This is a genomic window from Peribacillus sp. NPDC096540 (genome assembly GCF_050278525.1).
GTDB lineage: Bacteria > Bacillota > Bacilli > Bacillales > DSM-1321 > Peribacillus.
In genome coordinates, this window is the sequence record NZ_JBNNTG010000001.1 from 271,139 (window position 1) to 291,439 (window position 20,301).

General features: G+C 37.8%; 18 protein-coding genes and 1 riboswitch. Of the genes, 11 read left to right on the plus strand and 7 right to left on the minus strand.

Annotated elements, in window-relative coordinates; translation table 11 throughout:
* Positions 1-153: 153 nt before the first annotated feature.
* Positions 154-1,098, plus strand: a complete 945-nt coding sequence (locus ACQKMR_RS01215) for a siderophore ABC transporter substrate-binding protein (protein ID WP_427695783.1) — start codon at positions 154-156, stop codon at positions 1,096-1,098.
* A 1,514-nt stretch (positions 1,099-2,612) separates the two neighbouring features.
* A complete protein-coding gene (locus ACQKMR_RS01220; RefSeq protein ID WP_427695630.1) occupies positions 2,613-4,595 on the plus strand; it encodes an LTA synthase family protein in 1,983 nt (660 codons plus the stop codon).
* Between the two features lie 85 nt (positions 4,596-4,680).
* On the opposite strand, the gene ACQKMR_RS01225 is transcribed toward ACQKMR_RS01220, so the two are convergent.
* The 3 genes from ACQKMR_RS01225 to ACQKMR_RS01235 form a co-directional block, all read right to left on the minus strand.
* Positions 4,681-5,301 carry an RraA family protein gene (locus tag ACQKMR_RS01225; protein ID WP_427695631.1) on the minus strand — a complete coding sequence of 207 codons (621 nt, stop codon included), beginning with the start codon at positions 5,299-5,301 and terminating at the stop codon, positions 4,681-4,683.
* A 440-nt stretch (positions 5,302-5,741) separates the two neighbouring features.
* A complete protein-coding gene (locus tag ACQKMR_RS01230) occupies positions 5,742-5,999 on the minus strand; it encodes a hypothetical protein (protein WP_427695632.1) in 258 nt (85 codons plus the stop codon).
* A gap of 506 nt (positions 6,000-6,505) precedes the next feature.
* Positions 6,506-6,685, minus strand: coding sequence for a hypothetical protein (locus ACQKMR_RS01235; protein ID WP_427695633.1), 180 nt, complete (start codon positions 6,683-6,685; stop codon positions 6,506-6,508).
* A 120-nt stretch (positions 6,686-6,805) separates the two neighbouring features.
* On the opposite strand from ACQKMR_RS01235, the gene ACQKMR_RS01240 reads away from it, so the two are divergent.
* The 7 genes from ACQKMR_RS01240 (at position 6,806) to ACQKMR_RS01270 (ending at position 14,038) form a co-directional block, all read left to right on the plus strand.
* Positions 6,806-7,108: a DUF948 domain-containing protein gene (locus ACQKMR_RS01240; protein ID WP_427695634.1), complete on the plus strand. Its 303-nt coding sequence runs from the start codon at positions 6,806-6,808 to the stop codon at positions 7,106-7,108.
* 218 nt (positions 7,109-7,326) lie between these two features.
* Positions 7,327-7,647, plus strand: a complete 321-nt coding sequence (sugE, locus tag ACQKMR_RS01245; protein ID WP_427695635.1) for a quaternary ammonium compound efflux SMR transporter SugE — start codon at positions 7,327-7,329, stop codon at positions 7,645-7,647.
* 54 nt (positions 7,648-7,701) lie between these two features.
* Entirely contained in the window at positions 7,702-8,265 is a 564-nt protein-coding gene (locus tag ACQKMR_RS01250; protein ID WP_427695636.1) for a YhcN/YlaJ family sporulation lipoprotein, read from the plus strand.
* Between the two features lie 245 nt (positions 8,266-8,510).
* Positions 8,511-10,019, plus strand: coding sequence for a spore germination protein (locus ACQKMR_RS01255; RefSeq protein ID WP_427695637.1), 1,509 nt, complete (start codon positions 8,511-8,513; stop codon positions 10,017-10,019).
* A gap of 23 nt (positions 10,020-10,042) precedes the next feature.
* Entirely contained in the window at positions 10,043-11,143 is a 1,101-nt protein-coding gene (locus ACQKMR_RS01260) for a GerAB/ArcD/ProY family transporter (RefSeq protein ID WP_427695638.1), read from the plus strand.
* Complete coding sequence (locus ACQKMR_RS01265) at positions 11,140-12,222, plus strand: Ger(x)C family spore germination protein (protein WP_427695639.1); 1,083 nt, start codon at positions 11,140-11,142, stop codon at positions 12,220-12,222. The genes ACQKMR_RS01260 and ACQKMR_RS01265 overlap by 4 nt, the downstream gene beginning before the upstream one ends.
* A 133-nt stretch (positions 12,223-12,355) precedes the next feature.
* On the plus strand, positions 12,356-14,038 hold the full coding sequence (locus ACQKMR_RS01270) for a glycoside hydrolase family 13 protein (RefSeq protein ID WP_427695640.1): 1,683 nt from the start codon (positions 12,356-12,358) through the stop codon (positions 14,036-14,038).
* 559 nt (positions 14,039-14,597) lie between these two features.
* Here the strand turns inward: ACQKMR_RS01270 and ACQKMR_RS01275 are convergent.
* The 4 genes from ACQKMR_RS01275 to ACQKMR_RS01290 form a co-directional block, all read right to left on the minus strand.
* The gene (locus tag ACQKMR_RS01275) at positions 14,598-16,049 is read right to left on the minus strand and encodes an amino acid permease (protein WP_427695641.1); all 1,452 of its coding nucleotides are present in this window, start codon (positions 16,047-16,049) and stop codon (positions 14,598-14,600) included.
* 96 nt (positions 16,050-16,145) lie between these two features.
* A riboswitch (Lysine riboswitch) is annotated at positions 16,146-16,326 on the minus strand.
* A 280-nt stretch (positions 16,327-16,606) separates the two neighbouring features.
* The gene (locus tag ACQKMR_RS01280) at positions 16,607-17,569 is read right to left on the minus strand and encodes a LacI family DNA-binding transcriptional regulator (protein ID WP_427695642.1); all 963 of its coding nucleotides are present in this window, start codon (positions 17,567-17,569) and stop codon (positions 16,607-16,609) included.
* 400 nt (positions 17,570-17,969) lie between these two features.
* Positions 17,970-18,125, minus strand: coding sequence for a hypothetical protein (locus tag ACQKMR_RS01285; RefSeq protein ID WP_427695643.1), 156 nt, complete (start codon positions 18,123-18,125; stop codon positions 17,970-17,972).
* A 2-nt stretch (positions 18,126-18,127) separates the two neighbouring features.
* Entirely contained in the window at positions 18,128-18,325 is a 198-nt protein-coding gene (locus ACQKMR_RS01290) for a helix-turn-helix transcriptional regulator (RefSeq protein ID WP_427695644.1), read from the minus strand.
* Between the two features lie 277 nt (positions 18,326-18,602).
* Here ACQKMR_RS01290 and ACQKMR_RS01295 point away from each other — a divergent pair, with 277 nt between their 5' ends.
* Both ACQKMR_RS01295 and ACQKMR_RS01300 read left to right on the plus strand, forming a co-directional pair.
* Complete coding sequence (locus ACQKMR_RS01295; protein WP_427695645.1) at positions 18,603-19,532, plus strand: metal ABC transporter solute-binding protein, Zn/Mn family; 930 nt, start codon at positions 18,603-18,605, stop codon at positions 19,530-19,532.
* A gap of 12 nt (positions 19,533-19,544) precedes the next feature.
* Positions 19,545-20,300, plus strand: coding sequence for a metal ABC transporter ATP-binding protein (locus ACQKMR_RS01300; protein WP_427695646.1), 756 nt, complete (start codon positions 19,545-19,547; stop codon positions 20,298-20,300).
* Position 20,301 lies beyond the last annotated feature (1 nt).

Genomic DNA, 20,301 nt, shown 5'->3' on the forward strand with positions numbered 1-20,301 from the left:
CTCTTTAGGCTGTTAATAGTTGGCGGGCGCCCAAGAATTAGCCGCCTCCTGTTTAAATATAAGGGGAAAAGAGATAAAGATGGATTCTAACAAGTTGCGGATTCAAAATGTAATTTTAAATAATAAAAAATACTTTTCGAGGTGACATGAATGATTAAGAAATTATCTTTACTGCTATTAGTTGCAATGCTAGCTGTAGTGGCTGTAGCATGTGGGTCAAATAATGAAAAAGAAGAATCAAGTCCGAAAAAAGAATCGGCTAAAAGCGAAGAATTAACAGTTAAGCACCAACTAGGAGAAACGAAAGTAAAAACAAACCCTGAAAAAGTTGTAGTATTCGATATGGGAACTCTTGATACACTTGATAAATTGGGTGTAGAAGTGACTGCTGTTCCTCATGATGGTCTCCCTAAATACCTTTCTAAATATGAAGGTACAACTGAAAATGCTGGTGGATTAAAAGAACCTGACTTCGAAAAAATTAACGAGATTGCTCCTGACTTAATCCTTATTTCAGGTCGTCAATCTGATGCATATGAAGAGTTAAGTAAAATTGCTCCTACTGTTTATGTAGGTGTGGATACTACAAAATATATGGAATCATTTGAAGAAAACGTAACACTTCTTGGTAAAATCTTCGGTAAAGAAGAAGAGGCTGCTAAAGAATTTGCAAGTGTTAAAGAAAACATTGCTGCTTTGAAAGAAAAAGCACCAACAGATAAAAAAGGTTTAATCATTCTTGCTAGCGGTGGAAAAGTAAGTGCATACGGTCCTGATTCAAGATTTGGTATTATCCATGATGTATTCGGCATTCCTGCTGTTGATGATAAATTAGAAGTATCTACACATGGTCAAAGTATTTCTTTCGAATACATTGCTGAAAAAGACCCTGACTACCTTTTCGTAGTTGATAGAGACGCAGTTTCTGGTGATGGAGCTGCAGCGAAAGAAACAGTTGAAAATGCTATTGTAAAAAATACAAAAGCTTATAAAGAAGGCAACATCATTTATCTTGATCCTAACTACTGGTACTTATCAGGTGGCGGTTTAGAGTCTGTTGATTCTATGGTTAAAGAAGTCTCTGAGGGTATTAAATAATAAAGATGTATAGCAAAGCCTGCTTTCACATAAAGTGAAAGCAGGCTTTTTTTGTTTTATATAAAGCAGAATAAGGATTGATATATAAATTATGACCAAATTTGCTCAAATAGGCTAAGAGTGCATACCCTAATGGTAGAGACATGACTGTACTTATTGAAGGATCCCCACATTTGAATAATGAGGGCTTATGCTCAACAACCGTTACCAAGCCTTGGAGTTGGGCACTTTAGTGAATACAATCCCAGCTATGTTCTATTTGGCAGAAGGAGATCAAAAGCTGGATAGGGACTCTTAGGAGCTTAAAGCAGGGAACCAAAGAAAAAACAAAAACCAGAGGAGAATAAATATACTTTCTTCCTATTATATATCGTTTGTTTAGCGCTGCTATTTATCTTGCTGCTATTTATGAGTCAGGGGTATTTTAAAATCAAAAATTCCAGTAAACTTTGGCTGGTCATCATTGGGATTGTATGCAACTTCTTTCATAATAACAATGAACAAACAGCGAAAATGATCCAAGATGCATTCATTTATCATTTGAGAGTGGGGAAGTAACATCACTTACGATTCAGTCTGAAAGCAGTAAATATATAATCACAGGGAAGCATAAGGGGGACAAAAACTTAGGAACGTACGTATCACAGAGTCAAATTGGTGCTATCGTAGATAATGCTTTTCAATTTTTTTACAATGTGTTTGTGAATCAACCTTTATCTTTATCATAGCTAATAAAAAAAAAAATTGCGGTATTAGCCATGGAAAGACTAATAATATTGTCAAAAATAGGAGATGAAAATGATCGAATTATAGGGAATTTAGAAGGGGAAGTTGTCGATAATACTCGAATTGAGCATAAGAAAAGCCATTTCTCGCAGTCACGAATACAAGTAAATGTAGGAATAAATGCTTTGAAGTATAAGTAGGATCCGCCTTGCGAATAACGTCAGGGATAAAAAGAGAACCCATGCAGGTGTATGTTCTGAACTGGAATTACAAAGGTGTTCAGGGAGTGATTACTGGACAAAAAGAAAATAAAATAAAAAAACGCAGATCATTTTTAGTCTGTCGAATTATCAGGAAAGAAGCCTTGGATAAATCTTATAGCTATAATGTGTATATATTTTTACAGTTTTTGTAATGTGCTGGTGTTTTTATATGGAGTCGTTTATAATGGTAAAAGCCTAAGGGGAGTGAAATTAAATATAACTGTCATCCACATTTACCAAGAATTTATGGTGATATTTATTGGAATAAGATTTGGAGTTCCTATATATTTATTATAGGAAATCAAACTTCAAAGGCGGGGCCAAACTCTGTTGTTTTTTCAAATGCTTGTTCATAAGCTAAAGAAGCGTTCTGTATGCAGGAGTAAAGATTGTGACAAAAAGTGGTTTTGCGCAATCTTGACTATCTTAGTGAAAGAATGCTATCATAAGGTTTGCGATTTTCCGTCTTCTGTAAGTATGTAAAAATTTATATATATAAACCACTAGATTAATAGAGGTGAAAGCATGAATAATTTTATTAAAAAGAGCCAGCATTTATTTGCAAATAACATACTAGGCTTTTTCTTTATTGCGGTAGTTATGTTCTGGATTAAAACTTATATTGGATATCGAGTTGAATTTAACTTAGGTCTTGAAAATGGACTACAACAGTTTTTGCTATTCATAAACCCGATTAGTTCAGCTATTTTATTCTTTGGGTTGGCATTACTGGCGAAAGGTAAAAAATCGTTTAAATGGATTATTTGGTTGAACTTATTGATGTCCATATGGCTATTCTCCAATATTGCATACTACCGTTCATTTACCGATTTCATTTCAGTATCAACCATGACACAAGTGCAAAATTTCGGGGATTTAGGACCGAGTACTTTAGCATTATTTAAATCTCATGATGTATTTTATTTCCTTGATACGGTTCTTTTAATTGTTTTATATAAATTCAAAGACTTTAAAGTGGAAGACATCAAAGTTAAACGTCGTACAGTTGGAATGGTTTACCTTGCAGGACTTGCAATTTTCGCTCTCAATTTGGGACTTGCTGAAAAGGATCGTCCGCAATTATTATCGAGAACATTTGACAGGAATTATATTGTGAAATATCTAGGCATGTTTAACTATACTGTCTATGATGCGGTTCAGAATACTAAAACCTATGCCCAGCGTGCAACCGCTAATAGCACGGATATCGCAGAAGTCGTCAACTATACAAAAGCGACAAGCGCTGAGCCTAATCCTAAATACTTCGGAGCAGCTGAAGGGAAGAATGTTATATACTTGCATTTGGAATCCATGCAGAATTTCTTGATTGACTATAAGTTGAATGGAGAAGAAGTAACTCCATTTTTAAACTCACTTGCACATAATAAATCTGATTTCATGTATTTTGATAATTTCTTCCATCAAGTTGGTCAGGGGAAAACAGCGGATGCTGAATTCATGCTCGAAAATTCTCTGTTTGGTTTACCACAGGGGGCAGCATTCACAAACCGATCCCAAAATACGTATCAAGCGGCACCAGCGATTTTAGGTCAAAAAGGATACACATCTGCTGTGTTCCATGGTAATTATAAATCTTTCTGGAACCGGGATAATATGTATAAGTCTCTTGGCTTTAATCAGTTCTTCGATGCAAACCATTATAATATGGAAAATAAAGAAGAAGTGCTAAGTTACGGATTAATGGATAAGCCTTTCTTTAAAGAATCCATTCCTATGTTAGAAACACTTAAACAGCCTTTCTATACAAAATTCATAACAGTATCTCACCATTTCCCTTATGTTATGGATCAGGAAAAAGCAACAATTGGTAAACAAACAACGGGTGATGCATCGGTTGATAGTTACTTCCAAACTGCACGCTATGCCGACGAAGCGCTTAAAGAATTTTTCGATTATCTGAAAGAATCAGGCCTATATGATAACTCGGTAATCGTTATGTATGGTGATCACTATGGTATTTCGGAAAACCATAACAAAGCCATGTCAAAAGTACTGGACAAAGAAGTAGGCACGTTTGAGAATGCCCAATTACAACGTGTACCATTATTGATTCATGTTCCAGGCGTTGAAGGCGGGGAAATGCATCAATACGGTGGACAGATAGACCTTCTCCCAACATTACTACATTTGTTAGGGGTTAAATCAAATGATTATGTACAATTCGGTTCAGATTTATTGTCAAAAGATCATAATGAAGTAGTACCGTTCAGGAATGGAGACTTTGTAACGCCAGATGTTACTTCCATAAAAGGGAAGTACTTTGATACGAACACAGGAGAATTGGTTGAGGAGAATGATGAAATTCTCAATTATAAAACGAGAGCTGAAACAATGCTTAATTTATCCGACCAAGTCGTAAACGGAGACTTACTCCGATTCTATACTCCAAATGGTTTTAAACCGATTAAACCGACGGATTATGATTACACGTACAATGAGGAAGATTCAAAAGAAGTTGATTCAAAAGAAGTTGAGTCTGATAAATAAAGGTTTAACGAAAAAACAGGTAGGGAGCAATAGCTTCCTGCCTGTTTTTTTATAGTTTAAGGAATAATTTTAATAAGGCAGTTCTTTAGGATTTTGCAGTCATCATGGCAATATACTTCCTGATTTCATCAGGCTTTCCTGCATACTTTTCTGCACGCTGTTCATCCTTTACGATTTTATTTTTTGCTTTTTTTAATATTTCTTCACAAATAGCTTGAGGGACGACCACTACTCCATCTACATCTCCTATTATAATGTCGCCTGGATATACAGTGACACCACCACAGGAAATTGGGATATTGGTTTCACCCACACCAGCCTTACCGCTTGAGGCAACAGTGGTCCCTTTACTGAATACAGGGAAATTTAGATCTTTAATGGCTGCTAGATCACGAATAACTCCATCGACGACGAGAGCTTCAATTTCCATTGTTTGCATCATGCCCACAACAAAGTCGCCAGCGATAGCTCGGTATGTATCCCCTTTGCAGTCAACAACTAATATGTCCCCTGCCTGGGCCTCACCGATTGCCTTTAAAACGGCTGAATTATCACCGACTGGTACCTGGACAGTAAATGCACGTCCGGCAAAATGATATTCATCTTTTAGGGGTTTAATTGCTGAGTCCAGATTGTTCAATCCATCCATTGCATCAGAAATGGCCGTGGTAGGTAAAGCTTTAAACTGTTGAATGAGAGTATCCATGAAAATAAGTCCTCCTTAGGGTTATTGGAATATAGCCTAATTATAACGATTTTTATAATTTTCGGATAATAGGTATAGGTTATCATTCTTTATAACTTTTAGCTCTTTTCGTAAAGATTGTTGTTTTTAAAACGAAACTATTTAAGGTTGATTGGAGAGGAAGTGCGAGACTCCTGCGGGAGCAGCGGGACAGGTGAGACCCCACAGGCGTTCACGCCAAGGAGGCTCACCGCCCGCCCCGCGGAAAGCGAGCAATGGAGGGGAAATCAACCACACCGCATTACTTGGTGGATAGCAACAAAGTATGCGAAAACAGCCTAACTTTTAGACGATGTTTCACAATTCTAAATGGATAAATCGACAAACCCCATCCTGTAGTAGGAAGGGGGCTTAGTTTATATAGTTACCAAATAGGGAATCTACAGTTTTTATCTTTTTAATTAAATAAGGTAAATCTTTTCAGAGCCAAGTTCAGCCCTTTTCCTGTTACACTTTAAGGATAGCGAAGGTTTTTTTATGAATTCAGTTTCTACTTCGAACATAGCGATCTTATGCTCTACTGCAAGAATGCCCCAAGCTTTGTCCCGTTTATCGGTCGGTGCTTGATTTTTAAACATATTTATGAGATTTCTACTCTTAGAAAGTCTGCGTTCCAGAGCAGGGATGGTTTTCTCCAATGGAAGATTATTAATGAACATAAGTCCGATTTCTCCATTATGATTGAGTAGTTCGTAAAAATATTGTTTACCTTTTTCGTTAATCGAGTATACTTTACGTGGTGGCCGGTTGCTTTTTGTTCAGTATGTACTTCAATGTAGTCTTGCTTGTTTACTTTTATCTAATGTTGCATAAGCAGATGGCTTTTTCATGTCTGTAATTGTGCTTAAGTTTTTTCGTAATTTCATTGATCTGATAGCCATGTTTACTCCGGGCCATAAGTGTAAACCGGTCCATGACTGGCCCCTTTCTGATGTGTGAAATCTATTCTACAGTAGCATGTTTTTCAACAAATCTATAGTCAGATATGGCTCTGTAGAGGGACACTACCAGGCAAATAAATTATACTAAGTGTATCGAAGTTAAAAGAAATGTTTACAAAAATGACTGCACAGAACTCAAATAATTTGATGTTTGGGGTTGAACTTTTAAAAGTTGTTAGTGAATCGTCTGCGGGAAATCTTTTTTATAGAGGGGTATTTTCATGTCAAAGAAAGAGTAATATTAAGACAGAGGTTGCCAGTGTTAGCCAAATAGGGCTAAATATTTCTGGATGAATGATTAGAAAAACGATTCCTGCAATTGTGGAAGCCTGCTGAATGGTTATATGCCTAATAAAGTGTAACCCAGCCTTTAGACAAGCCTTTATGAGAGGTGTGTGATTCATTTTTCATTCCTCCTTTTCTCTTCAATAATATGTCCAGGAATAAAAGAAAATACATAGCAAGTCGTTTTCTGCCCAGTAATATGGGTATAGTAGAGATAAAAGAAGAAGGAGGAATCATAGGTGTTTATTGTATATATTAGTCTTGCCCTCTTCATTGGAGCCATTATTTACTTAGTGTTTTTTGCTCTCAAAACATATAAGGATACTAAACCTGCAATTGAGAACGTGACGGGAACCGTTGCACGGATTCAGGCAAAAACGGATCAAATTAAATCAGAGACGGATCAGCTAGCAGTGAGACAGCAGGAAATCGCAGAAGATGTTCAATATAAAAAAGATGCCGTTCAATATACAGTTGATGCAGCTAAACAAACACCAGTACCATTTAAAAATATTTGGCTTACAATCAAGGGTGAAAAATGAAACCTTCGAAGCAGACGAAACGGTTGAGGGTGTATTTGACCACTTTTGATATTGCGTGATATAGTATGGGGAATAAAAAGTTTCTAGGGTTCCGCGGTTTAAGTGTCGGCTGATCCTAGAGAAGCGCGCAGGACTTTTTTGGCGTACACGGAGGGAAAAAAGCCCGGGAGGTTATAATATAACCTACTGGGCTTTTTTCTGTATTGGAGGGGAAAAGGATGGCTTGGTTATACTTAGTTATTGCAGGATTATTCGAAGTAATATGGGCAACGAGTTTGAAATACACGGAGGGGTTTACAAAGATAATTCCTTCTATCATAACGATTTTCGGTATGGTTATTAGTTTTTATTTTTTATCATCGGCGATAAAAACATTGCCGATGGGGACAGCATATGCAATCTGGACTGGAATAGGGGCAATCGGTGCCGTCCTTGTTGGCATCATTGTCTTTAACGAGCCAAAAGATGCGATGCGCTTAGTTTTTGTTGGCTGCATTTTAATTGGCATTATTGGGTTAAAGGTCACTTCTTCTGAATAATTAATGGCTTCCTTGCAAATAGTAGCATTAAACAATTTGTAAGGAGTGAGGAAAATGAATTATAAAGCGGTAGTATCAAGTGCGATGATGGCTTTATTGATTTCAGGCTGTGCGTCAAATGATAAACAAGGAGCAAATGAAAATCTTGGACTTAATCGGAACAATCAGGATAATTATGATACCCCTATGAAGGTAAGTGACACAAGGCTAAATAACAATGATCTAAATAACAATGATCTAAATAATAATAATCTAAATGATAATGTAAATGATAATGGTACAAACGATTTGAGAGTTTCTGAAGATATCTCAAATCGTGTCGAGGCCTTGAAGGAAGTAAAAAATGCCTGGGTTATTGTAACTGATCATCATGCGTATGTTGGGGCTGTGCTAAATGACGGGGAGGATAAGGATCTTACAAATGAATTGAAAGATAGGATCGCCGACACTGTAAGAGGAGCCGATTCATCTGTCGAAAAAGTGTATGTGTCTACGAATCCTGATTTTGTTCAAAGGATGAATGATTATGTGACGGATATAAATAATGGTAAACCTGTTAAAGGACTTGTTGATGATTTCCGTGATCTTGTAACACGAATTTTTCCAAGCCCAAAGTGATTAATAAGGGGTAAAATGATATTTAAGAATCCCTTCCATACTAAGACTTATTTGTTTATTTTCAGCTTTTTAAGAGCTTGAAAATGATACGGATAGGTCTTTTATGTTTTATGAAAAGATAAACCACTAGCTAGAGTAATCAGCTACTATGTCAGGTTCTGATGTAATGGGAATTTATGACTAACTTTTGGGAGTCTGGTTACAATAATTGGGTAAACTTAGAACGGTGTTAGGGGGTGGGGAAAGTGAGATTTTTTAATGGAAAAAAGAAATCTGAGGTAACAGCTTTTCAGCATTCTTCTGAGGATTTTCAGGAACTGTTTAAAAAGTTTGAAGAGTCATCTGATTTTCTTACTTACCCATTCCCAAATGAAGAAGGCTACATCATTTCCTATTTTAAATCACTAGTTAGTTCACAACAGGCCCATGAACAATTGCTACCTGTTATCTCGAATCAACCAAAGAAAGATATCCACCAATTAAAAAGTGATTTTCCAGTCGGAGATATAAAAGAAACGGCGGACTTAAACGAAATAAAAGAGTTGATGCTGACAGGATCAATCATGATTCAATACAAAAAAGATGATGAAAAGTGTTTGTTAATTCCATGTGTAAACAGTGTAAAAAGGCAAATTTCTACTCCAGAGTCGGAGTATACTGTCCTGGGTCCTAAAGAGGCCTTTGTAGAATCGATTGATACGAATTTAAATTTAATCCGTAATCGCCTACCAATTCCCGAATTGCAGGCAAAAGAATTTCAGGTAGGGAGTATCTCACAAACCAGGTTAGTAGTTCTCTATATAGATGGGATTACTAATCAACAAAATATTAATACGATTATGCAGAGAATAAATGACATCGATTATGATACGGTCGTGGATATTTCTTTTGTTAGCCAGCTGATAACAGATAATCGGAATTCGATGTTCCCCCAGTTGATTGATACAGAACGGCCTGACCATTTGGCCAGTGTATTAACAGAAGGGAAAATAGGGATAATGCTGGATGGATCACCTCATGTATTGATAGGTCCCAACACCATCATTAGTTTTTTTTCGTCATTTGAAGATTATTTTCTAACTTGGAATATCGGTACTTCGTTTCGTTTGATTCGCCTATTCGCAGTTTTATTTTCTGTTTTATCTTCGCCTCTTTATGTTGCAATTTTAACATATCATTATCAGGTAATTCCAACGGATTTATTGCCAATCCTAATCTCCTCACGGGGGGTCATCCCTTTTCCGCCGATTTTAGAAGCAATAGTGCTTGAAGGAACGATTGAATTGCTGAGGGAGGCTGCGGTGAGGCTCCCGGCAAAGGTTGGCTCAACCATCGGTATTGTTGGCGGTATTGTCATCGGTACAGCCGCTGTAGAAGCGGGATTTGTTAGTAATGTTTTATTAATGCTTGTCGCTTTGGCTGCCCTTGCTTCTTTTACGGTACCTATTTACCAGATCAGTAATACGATTCGTCTCATCCGCTTTCCCTTTTTATTGGGCGCCCAGTTATACGGATTGTTTGGAATAGCATTATGCAGTGCATTTATTTTAAGTCATTTATTAAAACTGACGTCACTTGGCAGTCCATATTTAGAACCGCTTTATCCGCTAAGAATTAAGGATTTTAAAGATAGTTTTATTCGACTTCACTTTTCAAAACAGAAAAAACGTCCGCATTTTTTGCGGACTGAAAATCCAGTAAGAATAAGAAAGAAGGCTCAAACCCAAAAATCCAAAAATGATATTGATGAATAAGGTGTAGAAAGCGGTGAGAAAGCATGGAAGCTCAAACAAATGTGACTAAACAGATTTCTCCATTCTCTGTCTCTTTCCTCATACCAGGTATGCAAATTGGAGTAGGGGTATTGGGATTTGAACGGATCATAGCAAAAGAAGTAGGCCAAGATGCCTGGATATCAGTCTTGATTTCAGGATTAATCATAAATATTCTTCTTTGTATGTGCTACAAAATTTTAGGACGCGGTCCACAAACACTTGATTTGATTGCTGTCCATCAAGATTTGTTTGGTAAATGGGCAGGAAATGCTTTCAATATTGTATTTATCCTCTACTTTATATTGATTTCCATCATTATTATTAGGACTTATTTAGAGGTTATTCAGGTTTGGATGTTCCCTAGTATTAATATCCCGCTGTTATTAACCATCATCCTGATTCTTGTTTATAGTTTTGTTACGGGAGGGTTTAGAGTTATCACCGGTTTTTGTATGATCGGGCTGATGATTGGATTGCCCTTAATGCTTTTGAAGTATTTCCCATTAAAACAAGTTCATTTCTATAATTTGACACCTGTCCTGGATCATTCCTTTCTAGATATTATGAAAGCATGTAAGTCGATGACGCTGAATTATCTCGGTTTTGAACTGCTCTTGGTCTATTATCCATTTATAAAAAAGCGTGAACGGTCTCAAAAGTGGGCCCATCTTGGGGCACTTTATACAACTTTTCTATATCTCATCTCAATTCTTGTCTCATTAGCATACTATCACCAGGATCAGCTGAAAGATGTTATTTGGGCAACTTTGACGTTATGGAAAATCGTGGACCTACCCTTTATTGAAAGATTTGAATACATAGGAATTTCTATGTGGCTTTTTATGGTGATACCGAATGCATGCCTTGGAGTCTGGGCTGCAAGCAGATGTGCGAAACGGGTATTTGGGTTCCGACAGAAAAAAATGTTAGTTATTATTCTGATGGTTATTTTAGTGTCTTGTATTTTTTTGGATAATCGCAATAAAATCGATTTGTTAAATACGTACATTTCCCGTATGGGTTTTTATATGATGTATCTGTACCTACCCCTTTTATTTTTATGGCAGTTGATTGTTTACAAAGTGAGGGATCATAAACCATGAAAACCAAACTACTATTGATTACATTAGGTTGCGTATTAATGACAGCGTGCGGAGTGGAGAAGCAAATTTTAGAAGATATCTTAATTGCCGAAGTCGTTGGCTATGATGATGCTGGCGATCATAAGATTAAGGGAACAGTTGTTGTCAATGTTCCTCAACTTGGAGAGAAAACAAACCTAGGTAAGGAAGTTTATGAAGCCATCTCTCATGACGTAAAAGCTACTCGTAAGCAAAAAAATTCTGAAACCGCATTTCCAATTGTTGGTGGTAGATTATCAGTAATTCTCTATAGTGAAGAATTAGCTGGAAAAGGCCTCAATGATTATGTCGATACATATAGGCGTGACCCAATGGTGGGAAGAGATCTATATTTAGCTGTTGTTCATGGCAGAGCTGATGATGTAGTTAAAATAGAGCCGAAGTTATCCAAAACTCCAGGGGTTCAAGTAAAAGAGCTAATTGAACAAAACATCAGAACGAATTTACCTAATGTCGATTTGCACCACTATTTATATGCCAGTCATGGTAAAGGAATTGATCCGGTTATGCCATTATTGGAAACAGCAGGCGAGCGTGTACGGGTGAAAGGGATTGCTCTGTTTAAAAAGGACAGGTACATTGGCAAGTATATTCCTTATGAGGACGGTTTCTTATTCAAAGTCCTTAGCGAAAACTTCAAACTGGGGAGTTATGAAATAAAATTGAAGGATAATGACTTTATTGATATTAATAACGTTCAATCACGTGTCCATTATGATATCTTACATGCAAATCAAGAGCCCAAGGTCAGGATTGATGTGAAAATAAAGGCAAGTATACTTGAGGTACAAGGGTATGACTTGGGCAAACCACTCGACGTGAAAAATATAGAGAATAAAGCTGAGCAGGTCATTGAAAAAAAACTAAATAAGATGTTAACTATGTTTCAGGAAAATAATATAGATCCAACTGCGATGGGTGATATCGCTAGAAGTAAAACAAGAAAATTTAATCGAAAACATTGGGAGGAAGTATATCCTCATATTCCAATTGATTTGGCTGTAGATATTGAAATGATTCAAACGGGAATCGCAGAATAAGGAAAAAAATCCATAATATAAAAATTCCTTAAATAGATTCGTTAATCAAGAATATTCCGAAGTTTCACTCTTTATAATAGGTGTATTGATGTAAACAATTATGTCAATTTGCTTAACGAAGGGTGTGGAGGAAATGGACAAAACATGGTGGAAAGAGGCGGTTGTATATCAGGTGTATCCCAGGAGTTTTATGGATAGCGATGGAGACGGGATAGGGGACCTAAAAGGAATATTGATGAGACTTGATTATTTACAGGAGCTGGGTGTAGATGTGATATGGCTTTCTCCGGTTTATCAATCTCCCAATGATGATAATGGGTATGATATTAGTGATTATCGTTCGATAATGACTGAGTTTGGGACAATGAGTGATTTTGACCGGCTATTGAAGGCAGTTCATGAGCGTGGAATGAAAATCATGATGGATCTTGTGGTCAATCATACGTCAGATGAACATTCATGGTTCAAGGAATCCCGGTCTTCTAAAGATAATCCGAAGAGGGATTACTATATTTGGAGGCCTGGGAAGCATGGAAAGGAGCCGAATAATTGGGAATCCATATTCAAAGGTTCGGCATGGAAATATGATGAGGCAACGGATGAGTATTATTTGCATTTATTCAGTAAAAAACAGCCGGATTTAAATTGGGAACATCCTGAGCTTCGTGAAGAAATTTACAGCATGATGAAATGGTGGCTGGATAAGGGAGTCGATGGCTTCAGAATGGATGTTATTAACTTCCTTTCGAAAGACCAGCGATATATGGACGGGGATGTCCGGGATGGGAAACAGCATGGTGATGGAAGTCCATTTTTCGTGAATGGTCCGCGCATTCATGAGTTTTTGCAGGAAATCAATCAGCGAGTGCTTTCAGGTTATAACTTGATTACAGTTGGTGAAATGCCTGGTGTATCACCTGATGAAGCCACATTGTTCACAGGGAAAGAACGAGGTGAGCTACATATGGTCTTTCAATTTGAACATATGGATTTGGGGGGAGGGCCAGAAGGGAAATGGAGCAACAACAAGTGGGAACTGAGTGACTTAAAGCGAATTCTTTCCAAGTGGCAGATTGGTTTAGAGGAGGATGGTTGGAACAGTTTATACTGGAATAACCATGATCAACCGAGAATTGTTTCAAGGTTCGGAGACGATGGGAAATATCGGGTAGAAAGCGCGAAAATGCTTGCTGTTTGTCTGCATATGCTTCAGGGAACCCCTTATATTTATCAGGGCGAAGAACTGGGTATGACCAACGTTTTCTTTGAAAGAATAGATGAATACCGCGATATTGAAACGCTGAATTCTTATGAGGAACTTGTGAATTCGTATGGATGGACAGAAGAGCGGATGATGGAAGCCATATACGCGCGCAGTCGAGATAATGCAAGGACACCTGTTCAGTGGAATGACTCAAGAAACGCGGGGTTTACGACGGGAACTCCTTGGATCGGTGTCAATTCTAATTATCCGGAGATTAATGCAGAAAAGGCCTATAACGATCCGAATTCTATCTTTCATTTTTATAAAAAGCTTATTCAATTACGTAAAAGACATGAAGCCATCGTTTATGGCCGTTACGAACTACTATGGCCTGATGATGAACAAATATTTGCCTATACGAGAACGCTTAATGAAGAAAAGCTGCTAGTATTATGTAATTTCAAAGACTATGAAGCTTCCTTTTCCATACCTGAAGGGTTAGATACAATGTCTGCTACACTGTTAATCGGCAATTATGAACAGCTGCCGATTGAGGAAATTTCCGTTAAACCTCTGCGACCGTTTGAATGCCGTGTCTATCATTTTAAATAAAAAAAGGACCTGATTTGGACTTACCCCCGTCAAGTAGACAGCTTAAAAAAAGACTAGGCAACCATCGAGATTCGATATTCAATCGGAGCTCGATGGTTAAGTCGTTTGAGCAAGGACACCTCCTATAGATTTGGATAATGCTTTTTTTAAGTAAGCCACCTGGGCCTTATAGTATTCCAATTCTTCTTCCAGGCTATCGAATTTCGTACGAGGACGTCCCTTCAAGGGGTTTTTTAAACCCTTGTTACCGCTGCTTTTTCCTCTTGAGTCTGAAATACCGCCAGTATCTTGATATTTTCGCACCCAATCCATTAACTGCGTTTTACTTTTTAGACCATATTACTTCGCTATAGCAGATTGGCTACCAATATTTAAATAACTTTGGACAACCTGAATCTTGAATTCCTCTGAATAAGTTTGAAATTTATCCCCTTTTTTAGCCAAAATAAAATCCCCTCCAAGTAATAGTGTAACATCCATGTTTTTTCATGGACTTTTTACACTGTCTACTTTAAGGGGATAATATCAATTCCTCTGGAAATCAGGTCCTTTAAAACGCTTATTTTACTTTAAAATCACATTCCTCAAGTGGAACGATTTTAGTTTTATACTTAATCTTATAGCCGAACCATAGGACGAAGAATAAAATCAGGCCAATGTAAGAAACAAACATTGAATTCCAATCAATCCCGCTGCTGCTGAATGCTTGGTAGCCTTGTCCAATGATAATGAAAATACATAAGACGAGCGCGAAAATCGGACCAGTTGGGAAGCCTTTAGCAAGGTATGGTAAAGCATTCAAATCAAGACCTTGAGCTACATAGGCTTTGCGGAAGCGATAGTGAGCAATCGCAATTCCAACCCATGTGACAAATCCAGCCATACCTGAAGCATTTAATAACCAAATATAAACGACGCCGTCTCCGAAAAATGAAGCTAAGAAAGCAAGGCAACCGACTAAAGAAGTCGCAATAAGAGCATTCACAGGAACCCCTCTTTTATCGAGCTTGCCAAGGAATTTCGGAGCTTTTCCGTCGCGGGCCAAATCCCATAGCATACGAGTCGAAGCATACATGCCGGAGTTACCAGCAGAGAGCACAGATGACAATATAACTGCGTTCATGACCGATGCCGCAAATGCAAGACCTGCGCGTTCAAATACAAGCGTAAATGGACTGACCGCTACATCCTCACTCAATAAACGTGCATCTGTGAACGGAATGATCATTCCAATTACAAAAATCGCAAGGATATAGAATAAGAGTATGCGCCAAAAAACGGACTTGATCGCTTTAGGGATATTTTTTTCTGGATTCTCACTTTCACCGGCTGTAACACCAAGTAATTCTGTTCCTTGGAAAGAGAAACCTGCTGCCATGAATACACCTAGAATTGTGAAGAAGCCTCCGTTAAATGGACCTTCTCCCATGGTGAAATTAGAAAAACCAATTGGGTCTTTACCGCCCAGGATTCCGAAAATCATTAAAAATCCAGTGATTAAGAAAATGATAACGGTCACGATCTTAATTAAAGCAAACCAGAATTCAGCTTCGCCAAATCCTTTAACAGACATATAGTTAAAAAGAAACATAATAATTAACGCAACGGCACTCCAAATAATGGACGAGCTGTCCGGGAACCAGAATTTCATAATCAGGACAACGGCAGCGAGTTCTGCTGCAATTGTAATGGCCCAGTTATACCAATAGTTCCAGCCAATCGCGAAACCGAAAGACGGATCGACGAATTTGGATGCGTAGACACGGAACGAACCGGCTACTGGCATGAATGCTGCCATTTCTGCAAGACTTGTCATTAAGTAATAAACCATGAAGCCAATGGCTGAGTATGCTACCAAAGCACCTCCAGGTCCAGCCGTATGGATGGCACCGCCACTTGCTAAAAATAAACCTGTTCCAATCGTTCCACCTAATGAAATCATCATTAAGTGCCGTGCTTTCAGGCTCCTTTTCAACTCAGTGGGATTTGATGTTTCTCGTGAATTTGACAATTGATGTTACACTCCTTTTTATTGGAAGGGAACGATATATAAAAAAACAGCAGTCGAAAAAGATCGACGGCTGTTTATAATAAACCCGTTTATCCTTCCGAAGATAGCTCCCCACGTTTAAAAAACGTGACAGTGGTGTACCTGTTCGGTAACACCGCCAGCCTAGATATACAAGGACCATATCTAAACTTCGGCAACTTATCCTTTCAAACGGAGTCGTCAATTTTCCTGAATCTCGTCCGTTCTACTTTTATAAGTCGCAGCCTCTAACTCATCGGTAAATGAGGAAGTATTCAATTTTCTTATACTAAATATATAAATCGTTGCGTCAACCTCTAGTCAACTTATACGATCTCAGTATAATGTTCAGTCAACCGCTTCTATGTCAGCAGGTCATTGAGTAAACTTTGCTATATTAAAATTATAAAATAATCTTATAGATAGCGCAATGATTATTTTTCAAGGTTATTTTTTCCTAGTTTTTAAATGTATTACTTAAATTTGGTGTTTAAATGTTTGTCATTTAAAAATAATTTTATTCTAATAATTACGATATTTCAAATAGTTTTACGTTTCATAAGAGTGTAATCTAATTTTACATGTCTGATAACTTCTGGATTTTCAAATAGATCAACAGCCATTTTTCCAATTAAATCAAGCGGCAAGGAAACGGTTGTGATATCGAGCATCTCACTGAGGCTATCATTATTAAAACCAAGAATGGCCACGTCTTCAGGTACTTTCATTCCCGATTTGTTAGCTGAAAGAATGAATCCGGCAGCGGTGTCATCATTAGTAATGATGATAGCTTCTGGTTTATCTATCATAGAATTCCAATCTTGGAACAATTTCTCGCCATCTTTGATGTGATAACTGCCCTCAAACAGCCATTCTTTATTATTTATAAGATGATACTTATTCATAATATCGTTAAATGCCTTTGTACGAAGGTAGCTGTTTCTGCTCTTTTTTCGCCCGAGACTGTATCCAATTTTCTTATAGCCTTTAGCAACCACGTATTCAAGAGCAGAAGAAAAAGCGGCATAGTGATCAATACTGATGGATGATAATTCAGCCTGGGCTGTATCTTCACATAAAATAATTGGTCCATATTTCTGATAGTCCAAGAGGACCTTCATTTCTGAAATTCTTGAACAAACGATAATGCCATCGATTTGCTTCATTTGTAACATATTCAATGCCTGAATTTCTTTTTCTCTTTCATATTGAGTTTGAAAGATGACTATATGATAGCCGATAGCATTGGCTTGTTTTGTAATTCCATTCACGATTGCTCCGTAATAGGGGTGATTGGTGAAGGGAATGATGACGCCGATTAGATTTGTTTTGCCTTTTGAAAGATGAATGGCGTTGATATTTCTCGAATAGTTTAATTGATCAATGGCCTGTAAAACACTCTTTCTTTTTTCAGGACTAACATATGGGTGATTATTCATTACACGAGACACTGTGGTAACGGACACACCTGCATATTGAGCAATTTTTTTAATATTTGTCATAGAATCACCATTTTTTCTTTTTTTTATTGTATCGTATGAAACCCATTTCAGAGCAAGAGGCGAGAATAAGAGAACTAAAGATTTCTTCATTTAGGGTCTTGTTCTGGTATGGGTTTCATCCTTTAAGATTGAAAAAAGTCTTAGAGGAGGGGATTAGGATGGTTCAAACTTTACTCTGTCTGATTGTACTATGTGGTATCGAATTGGGATTAGCGTCTTTAGCCATATCGTTAAAGTCGGATAACTGAATCGGCTAAAGCTTAGCGTGATAATAGAACACGAGAATTGCCCAAGAACATAGATGAATGAGTAACAGAATGCCAAGGACAGGAGCGACAGAAAGTTTCACGCCAAATAGTAATAAGCAGAAAAAAAAGCATGTCGCAATAAGAGTGAAAAATCAGCTGGATGCCCGTGCTCTAGTTCGGATGAGGTCAAAACGTTCATCTAATCCCCGTTGCTTGGCGGCGGCACGGCGTCCCCACCATAATCCAGTCAGTCCGCAAATAATCCCAAGCATAATTCCTAAAAAAGCCCACCAGTTAAAATCCTCCATTACTACTCCTCCTCAAATATAAATATATCTTCAATGGCTAGTTGAAACACCTTCGCTAACTTGTAAGCAAGCTTGATGGAAGGGTCGAATCTTCCTGTTTCTATAGAAATAATCGTTTGTCGGGACACACCTGTAAGTTCGGACAGCCTTTCTTGTGTAAGTTTATGCGCTTTGCGTAGTTCCCGAATGTTATTTTTCAAATTTCTTAAACTCCTTTCATTAATGTAAAGTTAGCTTTACGTAAAGTGTACTTTACAAACTGAAAATATGTAAATGAATTTTATTCGACAAAATCCTATGATAAAGAATAGTGGTCAAAGATAAAAGTGTTGCAGTTTTTTAGTATATTTGTGTATAGTATAAAACAAGTTGCGTATAGGAAAATTTTTAGCATCCGCGAAAATATGATAATAGGAAAAAAATTTAAACTAAATTTTGCACTTGGTAAACATTTTTAGGGAAATGAAAAAGGAGGGAATGTGGGTGAGTTTTCTAAAAACTATTGGTGGTGTACTTGCTGCTGTGCTCCTTTTAACGGGATGCAGCAATGATACGACTGAACAAGATAAAGGCAATAGCAAGGTAAAGGTCGTCGCAACAACAGGGATGATTGGGGACTTGGTTGAGAATATCGGTGGTAAACAAGTAGAGGTCACTAGTTTAATGGGACCTGGAGTCGATCCCCACCTTTATAAGGCAACACAGGGTGATGTGAAGACACTGGATTCTGCTGACATGATTTTTTATAACGGTGTGCACCTTGAAGGGAAAATGACGGATATTTTTGAAATGATGAGCAAGAATAAACCGACGATTGCGGTAACGGAGGATCTCAAGGAGGAACAACTTCGTAAAGTAAGTGCAAAGGAACATGATCCACATGTTTGGTTTGATGTAAAGCTCTGGATGGTTGCCTCGGAAGCGGTAAAGAAAGAGTTAATTGCCAATGATCCTGACCATGAAGCAAGTTATCTAGAAAATTATGAAGCCTATGTTCTGCAGTTACAGGAACTTGATAAATATGTACAGGAAGAAATAAATAAAATACCAGAAGATCAGAGAGTGCTCGTTACGGCACATGATGCATTTGGGTATTATGGCAAGTCATATGGATTGGAAGTTAGAGGGCTACAGGGAATTAATACACTATCGGAATATGGATCAAAAGATGTGAAGGATATGCGGAATTATCTTGTGAAGAATAAAATTAAAGCAATATTCATAGAGTCTAGCGTGCCAAGAAAGGCTATTGAAGCGGTTATTCAAGGAGCTGAAAAGCAAGGTCACAAAGTGAAAATCGGTGGTGAACTATTCTCGGATGCGATGGGGGAAAGAGGCACTGAAGAAGGAACATATATCGGTATGGTCCGCCATAATACCGACACCATTGTTAATGCTTTGAAATAAGGGGGAGAAAGAATGAATCAAGCAGCTCTTAAGGTAGAAAATTTAACGATAGCTTATCATAAAAAACCGGTTGTCAAAGATGTCTCTTTTGAGGTGCCGGAAGGGAATCTAATCGGTATCATTGGACCAAATGGAGCAGGGAAATCTACATTAATAAAGGGGATACTTGAATTGATTCCTAAATTATCTGGGGAAGTCACAATCAGTGGATCTTCCTACAAATCGATGAGGAAGAGCATCGGCTACGTACCACAGCGGGAGTCAGTAGATTGGGATTTTCCAACTAATGCTCTCGATGTCGTGATGATGGGCAGGTATGGTCACCTCGGATGGTTGAAGCGACCGGGAAAGGCCGAAAGACAGAAGGCTATGGAATGCTTGGATAAAGTGGGGATGGTTGAATACGCTAACCGCCAGATAAGCCAGCTCTCAGGTGGGCAACAGCAACGGATTTTTCTAGCTCGTGCTTTAGCACAAGAAGCGGATATTTATTTTATGGATGAACCGTTTGTAGGAGTTGATGCAGCAACAGAGAAAGCGATCATTCAATTGCTGATGGAATTGAAGGAAAAAGGTAAGACGGTTCTTGTTGTGCACCATGATTTATCGACTGTAAAGGAATATTTTGATTGGACGATGCTGCTGAATAAAAAGGTTATGAAAATTGGGCCGACAGAAGAGGTATTTATCCCCGAATACTTACAGGAAACATACGGGGGCCGCTTAGCGATATTATCAGATGCACAGTCCGGTCTATTATTAAAATGAG

Bases quoted from the DNA above. Each gene is read 5' to 3' on its own strand.
- ACQKMR_RS01220 (WP_427695630.1), top strand. From the start codon at position 2,613: ATGAATAATTTTATTAAAAAGAGCCAGCATTTATTTGCAAATAACATA.
- ACQKMR_RS01225 (WP_427695631.1), bottom strand. From the start codon at position 5,301: ATGGATACTCTCATTCAACAGTTTAAAGCTTTACCTACCACGGCCATT.
- ACQKMR_RS01230 (WP_427695632.1), bottom strand. From the start codon at position 5,999: ATGTTCATTAATAATCTTCCATTGGAGAAAACCATCCCTGCTCTGGAA.
- ACQKMR_RS01235 (WP_427695633.1), bottom strand. From the start codon at position 6,685: ATGAATCACACACCTCTCATAAAGGCTTGTCTAAAGGCTGGGTTACAC.
- sugE (WP_427695635.1), top strand. From the start codon at position 7,327: ATGGCTTGGTTATACTTAGTTATTGCAGGATTATTCGAAGTAATATGG.
- ACQKMR_RS01250 (WP_427695636.1), top strand. From the start codon at position 7,702: ATGAATTATAAAGCGGTAGTATCAAGTGCGATGATGGCTTTATTGATT.
- ACQKMR_RS01260 (WP_427695638.1), top strand. From the start codon at position 10,043: ATGGAAGCTCAAACAAATGTGACTAAACAGATTTCTCCATTCTCTGTC.
- ACQKMR_RS01265 (WP_427695639.1), top strand. From the start codon at position 11,140: ATGAAAACCAAACTACTATTGATTACATTAGGTTGCGTATTAATGACA.
- ACQKMR_RS01270 (WP_427695640.1), top strand. From the start codon at position 12,356: ATGGACAAAACATGGTGGAAAGAGGCGGTTGTATATCAGGTGTATCCC.
- ACQKMR_RS01280 (WP_427695642.1), bottom strand. From the start codon at position 17,569: ATGACAAATATTAAAAAAATTGCTCAATATGCAGGTGTGTCCGTTACC.
- ACQKMR_RS01285 (WP_427695643.1), bottom strand. From the start codon at position 18,125: ATGGAGGATTTTAACTGGTGGGCTTTTTTAGGAATTATGCTTGGGATT.
- ACQKMR_RS01295 (WP_427695645.1), top strand. From the start codon at position 18,603: ATGTGGGTGAGTTTTCTAAAAACTATTGGTGGTGTACTTGCTGCTGTG.
- ACQKMR_RS01300 (WP_427695646.1), top strand. From the start codon at position 19,545: ATGAATCAAGCAGCTCTTAAGGTAGAAAATTTAACGATAGCTTATCAT.